The organism is uncultured Rummeliibacillus sp. (assembly GCF_934216135.1).
GTDB lineage: Bacteria > Bacillota > Bacilli > Bacillales_A > Planococcaceae > Rummeliibacillus.
In genome coordinates, this window is sequence record NZ_CAKQBI010000001.1 from 253,923 (window position 1) to 265,751 (window position 11,829).

General features: G+C 33.2%; 11 protein-coding genes and 1 riboswitch. Of the genes, 9 read left to right on the forward strand and 2 right to left on the reverse strand.

Going from position 1 to position 11,829, the window contains the following annotated elements:
• Positions 1-178 precede the first annotated feature (178 nt).
• The 8 genes from Q0977_RS01260 (at position 179) to Q0977_RS01295 (ending at position 8,688) form a co-directional block, all read left to right on the forward strand.
• Positions 179-910 carry a pseudouridine synthase gene (locus Q0977_RS01260; protein WP_119416438.1) on the forward strand — a complete coding sequence of 244 codons (732 nt, stop codon included), beginning with the start codon at positions 179-181 and terminating at the stop codon, positions 908-910.
• A 170-nt stretch (positions 911-1,080) separates the two neighbouring features.
• Complete coding sequence (resA, locus tag Q0977_RS01265) at positions 1,081-1,611, forward strand: thiol-disulfide oxidoreductase ResA (protein WP_119416439.1); 531 nt, start codon at positions 1,081-1,083, stop codon at positions 1,609-1,611.
• Between the two features lie 17 nt (positions 1,612-1,628).
• Positions 1,629-3,305: a cytochrome c biogenesis protein ResB gene (locus Q0977_RS01270; protein ID WP_299509888.1), complete on the forward strand. Its 1,677-nt coding sequence runs from the start codon at positions 1,629-1,631 to the stop codon at positions 3,303-3,305.
• A complete protein-coding gene (gene ccsB, locus Q0977_RS01275; RefSeq protein WP_124217291.1) occupies positions 3,302-4,489 on the forward strand; it encodes a c-type cytochrome biogenesis protein CcsB in 1,188 nt (395 codons plus the stop codon). The genes Q0977_RS01270 and ccsB overlap by 4 nt, the downstream gene beginning before the upstream one ends.
• Positions 4,490-4,598: 109 nt before the next feature.
• Positions 4,599-5,315, forward strand: a complete 717-nt coding sequence (locus Q0977_RS01280) for a response regulator transcription factor (RefSeq protein ID WP_299509892.1) — start codon at positions 4,599-4,601, stop codon at positions 5,313-5,315.
• Positions 5,308-7,089, forward strand: coding sequence for an ATP-binding protein (locus Q0977_RS01285; RefSeq protein WP_299509894.1), 1,782 nt, complete (start codon positions 5,308-5,310; stop codon positions 7,087-7,089). Before Q0977_RS01280 ends, Q0977_RS01285 begins: the two co-directional genes overlap by 8 nt.
• A 189-nt stretch (positions 7,090-7,278) precedes the next feature.
• Positions 7,279-7,416: riboswitch (FMN riboswitch) on the forward strand.
• A gap of 162 nt (positions 7,417-7,578) precedes the next feature.
• Positions 7,579-8,163: an ECF transporter S component gene (locus tag Q0977_RS01290; protein ID WP_119416444.1), complete on the forward strand. Its 585-nt coding sequence runs from the start codon at positions 7,579-7,581 to the stop codon at positions 8,161-8,163.
• A 228-nt stretch (positions 8,164-8,391) separates the two neighbouring features.
• Entirely contained in the window at positions 8,392-8,688 is a 297-nt protein-coding gene (locus tag Q0977_RS01295; protein WP_299509897.1) for a hypothetical protein, read from the forward strand.
• A 49-nt stretch (positions 8,689-8,737) separates the two neighbouring features.
• Here the strand turns inward: Q0977_RS01295 and Q0977_RS01300 are convergent, their stop codons facing one another.
• Together Q0977_RS01300 and Q0977_RS01305 are read right to left on the reverse strand one after the other, a co-directional pair.
• Positions 8,738-9,619: a LysR family transcriptional regulator gene (locus tag Q0977_RS01300; RefSeq protein WP_119416446.1), complete on the reverse strand. Its 882-nt coding sequence runs from the start codon at positions 9,617-9,619 to the stop codon at positions 8,738-8,740.
• Positions 9,620-9,730: 111 nt separating this feature from the next.
• Positions 9,731-10,306, reverse strand: a complete 576-nt coding sequence (locus tag Q0977_RS01305) for a metallophosphoesterase (protein ID WP_119416447.1) — start codon at positions 10,304-10,306, stop codon at positions 9,731-9,733.
• Positions 10,307-10,564: 258 nt separating this feature from the next.
• Between Q0977_RS01305 and Q0977_RS01310 the strand changes: the two genes are divergently transcribed.
• Positions 10,565-11,785, forward strand: coding sequence for an NlpC/P60 family protein (locus Q0977_RS01310; protein ID WP_119416450.1), 1,221 nt, complete (start codon positions 10,565-10,567; stop codon positions 11,783-11,785).
• The last annotated feature ends 44 nt before the right edge of the window (positions 11,786-11,829 follow it).

The following is an 11,829-nucleotide window of genomic DNA, read 5'->3' on the forward strand; positions in this document are numbered from 1 at the left end:
TCGCGAGCTTGATTAAAAAATTAACGAAAGCAATTCTCGCTATAGAATTAAATACAATCTAAAGAAGAATTTAAAATTTAATTTAAAAAGTAAGCTGTAGTTACTTATACTTTTATTATTAGAAAAAGTATGCAATAATTTTTGAAGGCTATAAGCTTAAGTTTAATGAGGTGACCAAATGGAAAGACTACAGAAAGTAATTGCTCATGCTGGTATTGCATCGAGAAGAAAAGCAGAAGAGTTAATCATAGAAGGTAAAGTAAAAGTTAATGGTCAAGTTATTCGAGAACTTGGTACAAAAGTTACTGCTTCAGATTCAATTGAAGTCAATGGTATAAAAATTGAGAAAGAAAAGAAGGTTTATTTTTTACTATATAAACCTAGAGGAGTAATTTCAGCAGTTTCAGATGATAGAGGTCGGAAGACAGTTGTTGACCTATTTCCACATGTCGAAGAAAGAATTTTCCCTGTTGGACGATTAGATTACGAAACTTCAGGTGTTTTGTTATTAACAAACGATGGAGATTTTTCAAACTTATTAACACATCCACGCTACAACATAGATAAAACGTATGTTGCAAAAATAAAAGGATTACCAAGAAGAGAAGATTTGAAAAAATTAGAGCGCGGTATCATGTTAGAAGATGGTAAAACAGCACCGGCTAAAGTAAAAGTACTTTCGTCTGATCGAGAACAAGGAAAATCTATTATTGCCATCACTATTCACGAAGGACGTAATAGACAAGTTCGTCGTATGTTCGAGGCAATTGGCTGTCCTGTCTTAAAGTTGAAACGCGAACAATTTGCCTTTTTAGGCTTACATGGGTTAAATGCTGGAGAATCTCGTGAACTAACTGCTCATGAAGTAAAACAACTTCGCGTTCTCTCTGAAACAGGTAAGATTGGCTAAAAGAATTTTAGTGGATTTTACATTTAGTAACAAATAAGTTGAAGGTGAAAACTTTTACTATATGTTACAAAAGGTTCACAAACCATCCATATCTTATAAAGCATTGAAGTGATATTTTGTTATAATAGAATGGATTGTTTCTGTCGTTTTTAAGGAGGCTTACTACGACAATGGAGAAAAAACAAAAAAGATTATATACACGTATTGTCATTTTAGCTGTTCTCGTAGCTGCTATTGCTTATACAGTGTATAATACCGCCCATAAAGATGATGTACAATTGTTGAAAATTGGTGATAATGCCCCAGATTTCTCATTAGTAGATTTAAATGGAGAAACACATAAACTGTCTGATTATAAAGGACAAGGCGTTCTATTAAACTTTTGGGGAACTTGGTGTAAGCCATGTAAAAAAGAAATGCCTGCTATCAACAATCAGTACAAGCAATTTAAAAATCAAGGTGTTCAAATCTTAGGTATTAATATCGCACAATCTAATTTAGAAGTTTCAAGCTATGCTGATAAATTAGGTGTAGAGTTTCCAATTGCAATTGATAAAACCAAAAGTGTAATGCGTGCATATAATGTAGATCCATTACCAACAACTGTATTGATCGATAAAGATGGTAAGATTGTGAAAATTATTACAGGGGAAATGACGGAAACAGATATTGAAAAATACCTAAAGAGTATTAAACCCTAGATAAGGAGTTCTTAAGGATGAAAAGTATAACTTGTGAATGTGGCCATGTTAATCCCGAAGGAACGCATCTATGTGAAAAATGTGGACGACCTCTAACTGACGAAGATAAAAAGCAAAAAATAGTCGACATGAAATACGAAGGAAGGGCCATTCGTTCTAAAACGTATAATAAGTCAATTATCGATAAGATTTGGAACTTCTTTTCAAGTGTTAAAGTTGGAGTGTCAATCATTGTTATTACATTGATTGCTGCAGCAATTGGTACGTTTTTACCCCAAGTAATTTACGTTAATGTAACTGAGGGTGAAGATATAAAACAAGCTTATGTCGACAACTATGGTACGTTTGGGAAAATCTATTATAATTTAGGACTAACAGATATTTATAGCTCATGGTGGTTCCAAACTTTAATAGGAATGTTAGCGATATCAATTATCGTGGCTAGTTTAGACCGTGGGATTCCACTTTATAAATCGTTGAAAAACCAACGTGTAAGACGACATGAAAGCTTTATGAAACGCCAACGTATTTTTGGTGAAAGAGAAATGACGTCAGCTGAAGCTGATAAAACATTAGATTTAACTGAAAAGAAAATGAAAGAGCTAAAATACAATGTTCGTAGAGAAGATGGTGTACTTTTAGCTGAAAAAGGTCGCTTTGCTCGTTCAGGTCCATATGTCAATCATTTAGGCTTAATCATATTTTTATTTGGTGTTATGTTACGATTAATGCCAGGTTTTTATGTAGATGAAGATTTATGGATTCGAGAAGGTGAAACAGCGTCTATGCCTGGTATGGAAGGTTATTACCTACATAGTAATAAGTTCACTTTCGAAACATACAAAAAAGATGAACAAAAAGAAGAGTTTAACCAATCCAAAGCTGCCGTAAACTCTGTCGCTAAAAACTACCAAACTGATGTAGTTTTGTATAAAGCAAAAGATAATGCTGTCGCAGGGGACACAACTGATTTAAAACAGGTATTACACCATGCGATTAAAGTAAACGAACCGTTAAAGTATGATGGGTTTGCTCTTTATCAAATGGATTTCCGCTTGAACGAACTAAAAGCGATGAATTTTAACTTGGTAAATAAAAAAACAGGTAAATCATTAGGTGAAGTCAATATCAATTTAGCAGATCCTAAAAAAGTTTATAATCTTGATAAACAAACAAAAGTTGAATTAAAAGGATACTATCCAACATTCTCTGGATTTGAAGATGGAGAACCTCAATCAGAATCTCCAGTTCCAAATAATCCTGCATTTATATTTAAAATGTACACACCTGAAACACCAAAAGGTGAAACAAGTTTTGTTGCCATTAAACAAACATTAGAACCTCTAGGTGAAACAAAGTATAAGATGCAGTTTGCTAACATTGAAACAAGAAATGTATCAGGACTAACTATCAGAAAAGACAAGACTCTTCCTATTCTGGCACTTGGTGGTATAATCTTTATGATAGGTGTCGTTATGGGCTCTTATTGGAGTCATCGTCGTTTATGGTTACAAAAAACTGTGGATGGTCGTTTAATGATGGCTGCGCATACAAACAAAAACTGGTTTAGTATGAAAAAAGATTTAGATACAGTAACTGAATTTGCACACCTACCTAACTGGGTAGATCAGCAAGATGATGATGATCTTAAGAAAAAGCAAGAAAAGGAAAAGGAAGGTGACAACACCTTATGAGTTTAATTGGTTTAAGTGGTACTTTATTATTTATCGCATTTATCGCATATTTAGTCGCTACATTATTCTTTGGTGGCGCGATTAAAGGTACAAAACAGGATGCTTCAAAATCCAACAAAAAATGGGGCAAAATTGCGATTACAATTACTATTATAGGTTTTATCGCTAATCTTGGATATTTTATAACTCGTTGGATTTATGCTGGACATGCACCAGTTAGTAATATGTTTGAATTTACTACTGCTTTTGGTATGTTTGTAGTAGGTGCATTTATTTTAATTTACTTTATTTATAGATTACCATCATTAGGGCTATTTGCATTGCCAATCGCAATATTAATCATTGCTTATGCAAGTATGTTCCCACGTGAAGTAACACCATTAATCCCTGCATTAAAAAGTTATTGGTTATATATCCATGTAATAACAGCAGCAATTGGTGAATCTATTTTAGCCATCAGTGCTGTTGCTGGAATAATCTATTTACTAAAAAATATTGATACATCAAAACGTACTAAAAGTAGTATTTGGTTAGAAGTTGTAATGTACGCAGCTGTATTAGTAATTGGTTTCGTAATTGTAACATCCACATTTAGAATTATGGGATATGAGGCTGATTTCACTTATGTTGATAAAAATGGTGCACAACAAGAAATCACTTATAATACACCAGCACTATTCGGTATGCACCAATATGAACTAAAATCATCTGGTAAGATGGAACCTTTAGCTGAAATGCCAGCTATTGTTAATGCGAAGAAACTTACTACTGTTGTATGGTCTGTTCTAGTAGGTACAATTTTATATGCTTTACTTCGACTATTATTACGAAAATCTATTTCTAGATTTATACAACCGCTTGCTAATCGCGCAAATTTACAATTATTAGATGAAATAGGTTACCGTTCTGTTTTAATTGGTTTCCCAGTATTTACATTAGGAGCATTGATTTTTGCTATGATTTGGGCACAAGAAGCTTGGTCAAGATTCTGGGGTTGGGATCCAAAAGAAGTATGGGCATTAATTACTTGGTTGTTCTATGCAGCTTTTCTTCACTTACGATTATCCAAAGGATGGCAAGGTGAAAAATCTGCTTGGCTTGCAGTAATAGGATTTGTCATTATTATGTTTAACCTTGTTGCTGTTAACTTAATCATTGCTGGTTTACACTCATATGCAGGTTAACTTATTTTGAATTATTAAAAGCCTTTTCCAACTATGAGGGAAAGGCTTTTCTTTTCAATTAATAAGTATGATTGTACAATAGGATTAAAGAGAATTGGGAGGCATTACTGTGACTGAACAAATTTCAATTTTAGTAGTAGACGATGAAGATCGTATTCGTCGTTTATTGAAAATGTATTTAGAACGTGAAGGTTATGAAGTTGATGAAGCGGAAAATGGCGAAGAAGCTGTTGAAAAAGCTTTAACAAATGATTATCATTGTATCTTATTAGATATTATGATGCCTGAAAAGGACGGTTTAGAAGTTTGCCAAGAAGTACGTGATAAAAAGACTACACCTATTATTTTACTTACTGCAAAAGGAGAAGAATCTAATAGAGTACAAGGCTTTGAAATTGGAGCAGATGACTATATTGTAAAACCATTTAGCCCAAGAGAAGTAGTATTACGTGTTAAAGCGATTTTACGCCGTTCTGCTGCGTTCTCCCCAATAAATGTCACTTCATCTTCAAAAGATTTAGTAGTTTTCCCTCATTTAACAATTGATCATGATGCACATCGTGTTTCAGCAGATGGGGTAGAAGTCAATTTAACACCTAAGGAATATGAATTATTGTATTTCTTAGCAAAAGCACCAGATAAAGTGTTTGATCGTGAGCAACTTTTAAAAGAAGTTTGGCATTATGATTTCTTTGGAGATCTACGCACAGTCGATACTCATGTTAAGCGTTTACGTGAGAAACTAAATCGTGTATCTGAAAACGCGGCGAAAATGATTGTAACTGTATGGGGCGTTGGTTATAAATTTGAGGTAGTCAATGATTAGAATATCGAACAGTGTTGTCGGGAAGCTATGGGTAACCATTTTGCTTCTCGTTTCATTTGTGCTATTTGTTTTTACAGTGTTAATGTTAGAGTTTTTATCTAAATACCATACACAACAATCAGAAGCATTACTTCGTCAAGAAGCTACAACTATAGCTAGAGTAGTTGATGATCATGAAACAATTGCAGCAACAAAGTCTATTATTACTGATATTTTAAGTGATGAAACAAACGCAGTCATTGCAGATTCACCTGGAAAAGTTGCATATTCATTGCAAGAAGGTCTAAATCAAGAAAAGATCAAAAATAAAATCTTAAGTGAAAAATCTTTTAATAAAGTTTTTAACTCAGCTGAACCTGTAGTCAAAGAAATGATGTTACCATCTTCGACAGAGAAGGACCATGTGGAATCCTATATTGTAATGGCATTTCCTTTATATGCTCAGAAAATCAATCATGGAGTAGTATATATCTATCAAAGTCCTGATGCTATTCATAGAACTTCAAAAGAAACGACTAAAATCGTCTTTCTATCAGCAGCGATTGCATTTATTTTAACTACTTTCTTTGCATTTTTCCTCTCTACACGTATTACATCACCACTTCGAAAAATGCGTGAGGCAGCTTTTGAATTAGCTAAAGGGAATTTTGATAAGAAAGTGCCGGTTTTACAAAACGATGAAATTGGCCAATTAGGAACTGCCTTTAACCAAATGGGACGTCAGTTAAAGCATCATATGGAAGTTATTAGTCAAGAAAAAGAACAATTATCAAGTATTTTAACTTCAATGACTGATGCAGTTATAACTTTTAATAGTGATCGTTCTGTTATTTTGAGTAACCCTCCAGCAGAAATATTATTGCAAAAATGGTTCTTCAATAAAGGCTCTGACAGTCAACGCCCAATTCCAGAAGAGATATATCATATGTTAGAGCATGTTATAGATATGGAAGAAGAACTTCAGGAAGAGTTAGAATTAGATGGAACGTATTTTATGATTTCAATCAGTCCACTGTATAGTGGAGATTCGGTCCGAGGAGCAGTTGCGGTATTACGTGATAAAACGGAAGAACATCGCTTAGATAAGTTGCGTTCAGACTTTATCGCAAATGTATCACATGAATTGAGGACACCAATCGCTATGTTACAAGGATATAGTGAAGCAATCATAGATGATGTCGTTTCAAGTGAAGAAGAACGTAATGAAATGATTAAAATCATTTATGATGAATCACAACGAATGGGAAGATTGGTTACTGATTTATTAGATTTAGCTCGAATGGAATCGGGTAATATAACTTTATACAAAGATATAGTACCTATTACGCCTGTATTTGAAAGAATAACACAAAAATTTGTACAGGCAGCTAAAGAAAAGAAAATAGAGTTGAAATATTCTTCTACTTTTGATGACAACATTCAAATTTCTTTAGACGAAGATCGAATTGAACAAGTCTTAACAAACTTAATCGATAATGCAATACGTCATACGCAAGAAAATGGTACCGTAGAAGTAATTGTTGACCAACAAGTTTCCTATGCTCGTATCCAAGTGAAGGATAATGGTGCTGGTATACCTAAAGAAGATTTAGATTATGTATTTGAACGCTTTTATAAAGCGGATAAAGCAAGAACTAGGGGCAAAGGTGGTACGGGATTAGGGCTAGCAATTGCCAAAAATATAGTTGAAGCCCATAAAGGACGTATTACAGTCGAAAGTGAAGTTGATGTTGGAACGAGCTTTATTTTCTTCTTACCCCTTGAAATAAATTAATACGTATTAGAGTATAGTGTTTAGATAAAAAGGCGAGTAATTGGGGTTGCAATTATTCGCCTTTTTCGAATATGAAAAACACAAATCATATTATTCCTGTGGGAATTATTTATTTTTGAAAATTAGAGAATAAAAGCTTTACAAAATCTTCTTTTTTTTATATAGTTACATTGTAATCAAAATAATATGATTCATCTTCGGGGCAGGGTGAAATTCCCGATCGGCGGTATTAGAGACTAACAATGACTCTTGAGCCCGCGAGCCGTAAAGGCAGGACATGGTGAGAATCCAAGGCCGACAGTATAGTCTGGATGGGAGAAGGTGAAGGTACGGTCGTCTATTAACTATACTATTTTATAGTATAGTAGTGACGTTTATTTGACTATGCCTAGTTCTCCCTTAAGCTTATACGCTTAAGGGTTTTTTATTGCATATCATGAGCCGGACCTCTCCTCTTTTTGAAGTGAATCGACAAAAGGAGAGAATAAGATGAAAAACACAAAGTTACAAAAGATGGTCTCAATCGGGATGTTAAGTGCAATCTCATTTGTATTAATGATTTTTAATTTTCCACTTCCAGCTTTTCCAAGTTATTTAGAAGTAGATTTTAGTGATGTTCCAGCTCTTATGGCAGCTATTACAATGGGGCCAGTTGCGGGAATTGTTGTTGAATTTATTAAAAATGTATTGAATTGGTTTTATGTTGGAAGTCCAACAGGTGTTCCGGTAGGACAAATAGCGAACTTTACTACAGGTATATTATTTATCATGCCAGTGTATTTTATTTTTAAACGTTTAACATCTGCAAAAGGTTTAACGACTGGTTTAGTTTTAGGAACTATTACGATGGCAGTTGGAATGAGTGTTCTTAACTATTTCTTGTTTATGCCAATGTACAATTATTTCTTAAACGTACCTACTGAAACAGGAGCAGCTCTAACAAAATCAATCGTTACGTTTGTTTTACCTTTTAATATTATTAAGGGAGCTATAGTTACGGCAATTATGTTATTGTTATTTTCAAGCTCCAAGAATTGGATTGCCAAACAACGAAAACATTTTATTAACTCATAATTAATATAAATTTTAAAGATTACCTAGATGATTAAATAATTATTTAGGTAATCTTTTTATTTCCCGGGAAAACAATAGATATTGCTCTTAATCTATTAATCAAATTATAAGTTTTAGAAACTATTAGATTTAGTTTGCAAATACTAATTCTTAAATATATAATTTTTATACTATTTTGTGTTACAACATAGATATCGTAAAGTAAGTTTCAAGAGAGGATACAATAAAATGATTTTACAAGGTATTTTACAGCTTCAAATTATGAAAGGACCCAATTTACTTTATATAGATGATGAGCCGCTAGCCAAGAAGTTATTGCAATTTGATGGTAAACAAGTGAAGGTCCATATGAAATTACCTAAAGCAGAAAAAGAAGTTTCTGGCTTAGCAGAGATTTTTTTCTTTGAAGGAAAAGATGGATACGGTGGCGATAAGTTTACCAATGATTTTGATGTTGATGAATTTGATTGTATTGAATGGTTGTCTAATTTTGATGGAGAACAGATTACAATCACCATTGAATAATTAGTAAAATTAAAGAAAAACTCTTTCATAAATTTGAAAGAGTTTTTCTTTAATCCTTTTTATAATAATCTAATATGAATTGTTGGAATTGTTTTGTGGCAGGAGATAAGTATCGGCCTTCTGACCAAGCCATACCAATAACACGTTCAAGTTTTAAATCGCTTATGTGTATTTTAGCTATTCTTTTTGTATTAATCTCTTCACCATCCGGGAGAATGGAAACACCTAGTCCAGCAGCTACAAAGCCAGCTACTGTTGCTACTTCATCACCTTCAAATGTAATCGTTGGTGTAAAGTGGGCTTTTTTAAAAATACTATCTAATTGAATTCTTAATGCATATCCTTTTTTTAATAATACAAATGTTTCGTTTGTTAATTCTTTTAAAGTTATTGAACTACGACTAGCAAAAGGATGTCCAATAGGCACAATTGCAAACAACTCTTCACGCCAAAGTTCTTTCCATTGAATTGGTTTTTCAACTTCCATATCTGCTATTAAACAAAGATCAAGCTCACCTGATTGTAATTGTTTAAGCTGCAAATGCGTGTGGTTTTGTTTTAAATTAAAATGTATATCTTGATGTAGTTTTCTAAAATGCATGATTAAATCTGGTACGATATTTGTACCTAATGTATGTAAAAAACCAAGTGAAACTTCACCGCGATTTGGATCGACAAGTTCTTGAATTTCATGTAGTCCATCGCGGTACTCTCTCATTATATTATGCACACGTTTTAAGAATATTTCTCCGTAGCGGTTTAAAGAAATTGAACGTCCTTGTCGTTCAAATAAAGGAACGCCTAGTTCATCTTCTAATCTGGCTATTGAGCGACTAAGTGCTGGTTGAGAAATGGATAGTTGCTCTGCAGCTTTCGTCATATGTTGAATCTTCGCTAGTACTTCGAAGTATTCTAGCTGTTGCCATTCCATTTATTTTCGCTCCTTCAATCATGCATTTTTTCATCATATTGCTAATAATCATAAAAAACAATATCAATGAAGTCAATAAAAAGACACTGTGAAATAGTCAACAGTGTCTTTTTATTGTGCTTTCATAAATGTAACAGTTCGATCATCTGAATCATATAAACACCATTCTCTATTTTCAATGACTGCACCAACGTTGACTCCGTACTTTTTATTCTTTAAATAAATAGGTTGTCCATATTGAAAAGCTTTTTTTGTTCCTTTTCTATATAGTGCAGCATCATGACTATGACCGAAGAATACAATTGATGCATCTATTTGTTCCAAAAAGGGCTTCCAATCAGATGACCATTTAAATTGATGCCCGTGAATGATTTCAGCTCCTTCTATTTTGATATATTCTGGTAATGTCAAAAATAAATCTAAACCAGTTACTTTCATAATCCGTTCTTCTTGATTGCCTCTTACAGATGGGAATTGTAAAAGTTGTTTAAACTCATCCGAATATTCAGCTGCCTCTTCAAAAGGAATGCTATTAAGAGCTTTTGCCTTTTTCTTTCCTATTCGACATTCATATAAATCACCTAACCCAATGATTTCAGCATTTTTTGCATTTAAACGAATGTCATCAAGTACAGCTTTTGTATCCTCAACGCTACTATGAAGATCACCAAGTATAGCATATTGCATCTATTAACAGTCCTTTCCAATATATGAAAAAGTTTATCATAAGATTTGACTTTCTGAAAATATTTTGTCTGAGAAAAAGTGATAATATGTCGAAAGGAGAAATAATATAAAAATATATGACAAATATGTAACAGCGATTACGCTTCGATTAAAACAGGAGAAAAAGACTATACAAAAATATGAATCATGCTATTATTAAATAGAAAGTAAAAATTATACATACTGACAAAAGGAAGAAAAGAGTTGATTTAATTGAATATGCGTTCAAAATGGGGGCGCACAGCAGTTGTTACCCTTGCCCTAACTTGCGGCTTTATGTATACCGCTGAACCAGCGCAAGTTAATGCAAAAACTTCAGCGCAAATGATACAGAAAAAAGCTTTAATAGATAAAAAGATTAAGAAATTAAATGGAGAAATAAAACATTTAAAAAAACAACTTGATAAAAAACAAGAAGAATATGAAAAAACAGTAAAAGAAATTGACGAAACAAACAAAGATATTAAACTAACAGAAAAAAATATAAAAGAACGTTCGACAATTATTGACGACCGTTTAAAAGCATATCAAAACCAAGATAGTGCGATGAGTCCATATATTGAAGCTATTCTTGGTGCTGATAGTATTGGTGATGCAGTTAGTCGAACTGTTTCAGTTAAGACAATATTAGATGCAGATCAAAACTTATTAGACGATCAAAAAGAAGATAAAGCAAAATTAGCTAAAGAAAGACAAGAATTACAAGAAAAACAATTGAAATTGCAAAAGCAATTCCAAGAAATGCAAGATCAAGAAAATAAATTAGAAACGAAAAAAGCTGAGAATAAAGCGAAATCATTAAAACTGAAAGAACAAATTGCAACAAAAAAACAACAAGAAAAGCTAGAAAGAGAACGTAAAAAACGTGAAGCAGAAGCTAAGCGATTGAAAAAATTACAAGAAAAACAATTCTTAGATGCTAAAAAAGTTAAGGAAGCTAATAAAGCAAAAAAAGCATCTGTAAGTGCTACAAGCAATCCTGTACATACAAATAGTGTAGGCGATGCAGGAAATGGAACAAATGGAGCAAAAGTTACTGATAGTGATCAACAAGCTCCAACCGTTTCTGGCTCAGGCTCTGCAAAGGCAGCTATTGCAGAAGCTAGTAAATATCTTGGTCGTTCTTATGTATGGGGTGGAAGTAACCCATCTACTGGTTTTGACTGTTCAGGTTTAACGCAATGGTCCTTTAAACAAGCTGGTATATCACTTCCTCGTACAGCAGCACAACAATATTTAGCTACGAAGAAGGTTAGTGCAAGTGAAGCTAAAGCTGGAGATTTAGTATTCTTTAGTTATGGTTCAGGTATAGCACACGTAGGAATCTATCTTGGTGGCGGAAGAATGCTAGATGCTCAAAATAATGGTGTAGTCAATGAAAGTCTTGATTGGTGGAACAAATACTTAGTAGGATATGGACGTATTTCTGGCGTTAACTAAATACGTTTCATATGATTTAAACCTGCATTTTACGGTGTACTGAA

What these genes read in the sequence shown, in the direction of transcription:
- Q0977_RS01285 (WP_299509894.1), top strand. Translation starts at nt 5,308, where the DNA reads ATGATTAGAATATCGAACAGTGTTGTCGGGAAGCTATGGGTAACCATT.
- Q0977_RS01305 (WP_119416447.1), bottom strand. Translation starts at nt 10,306, where the DNA reads ATGCAATATGCTATACTTGGTGATCTTCATAGTAGCGTTGAGGATACA.
- Q0977_RS01300 (WP_119416446.1), bottom strand. Translation starts at nt 9,619, where the DNA reads ATGGAATGGCAACAGCTAGAATACTTCGAAGTACTAGCGAAGATTCAA.
- Q0977_RS01310 (WP_119416450.1), top strand. Translation starts at nt 10,565, where the DNA reads ATGCGTTCAAAATGGGGGCGCACAGCAGTTGTTACCCTTGCCCTAACT.
- ccsB (WP_124217291.1), top strand. Translation starts at nt 3,302, where the DNA reads ATGAGTTTAATTGGTTTAAGTGGTACTTTATTATTTATCGCATTTATC.
- resA (WP_119416439.1), top strand. Translation starts at nt 1,081, where the DNA reads ATGGAGAAAAAACAAAAAAGATTATATACACGTATTGTCATTTTAGCT.
- Q0977_RS01270 (WP_299509888.1), top strand. Translation starts at nt 1,629, where the DNA reads ATGAAAAGTATAACTTGTGAATGTGGCCATGTTAATCCCGAAGGAACG.
- Q0977_RS01295 (WP_299509897.1), top strand. Translation starts at nt 8,392, where the DNA reads ATGATTTTACAAGGTATTTTACAGCTTCAAATTATGAAAGGACCCAAT.
- Q0977_RS01290 (WP_119416444.1), top strand. Translation starts at nt 7,579, where the DNA reads ATGAAAAACACAAAGTTACAAAAGATGGTCTCAATCGGGATGTTAAGT.
- Q0977_RS01260 (WP_119416438.1), top strand. Translation starts at nt 179, where the DNA reads ATGGAAAGACTACAGAAAGTAATTGCTCATGCTGGTATTGCATCGAGA.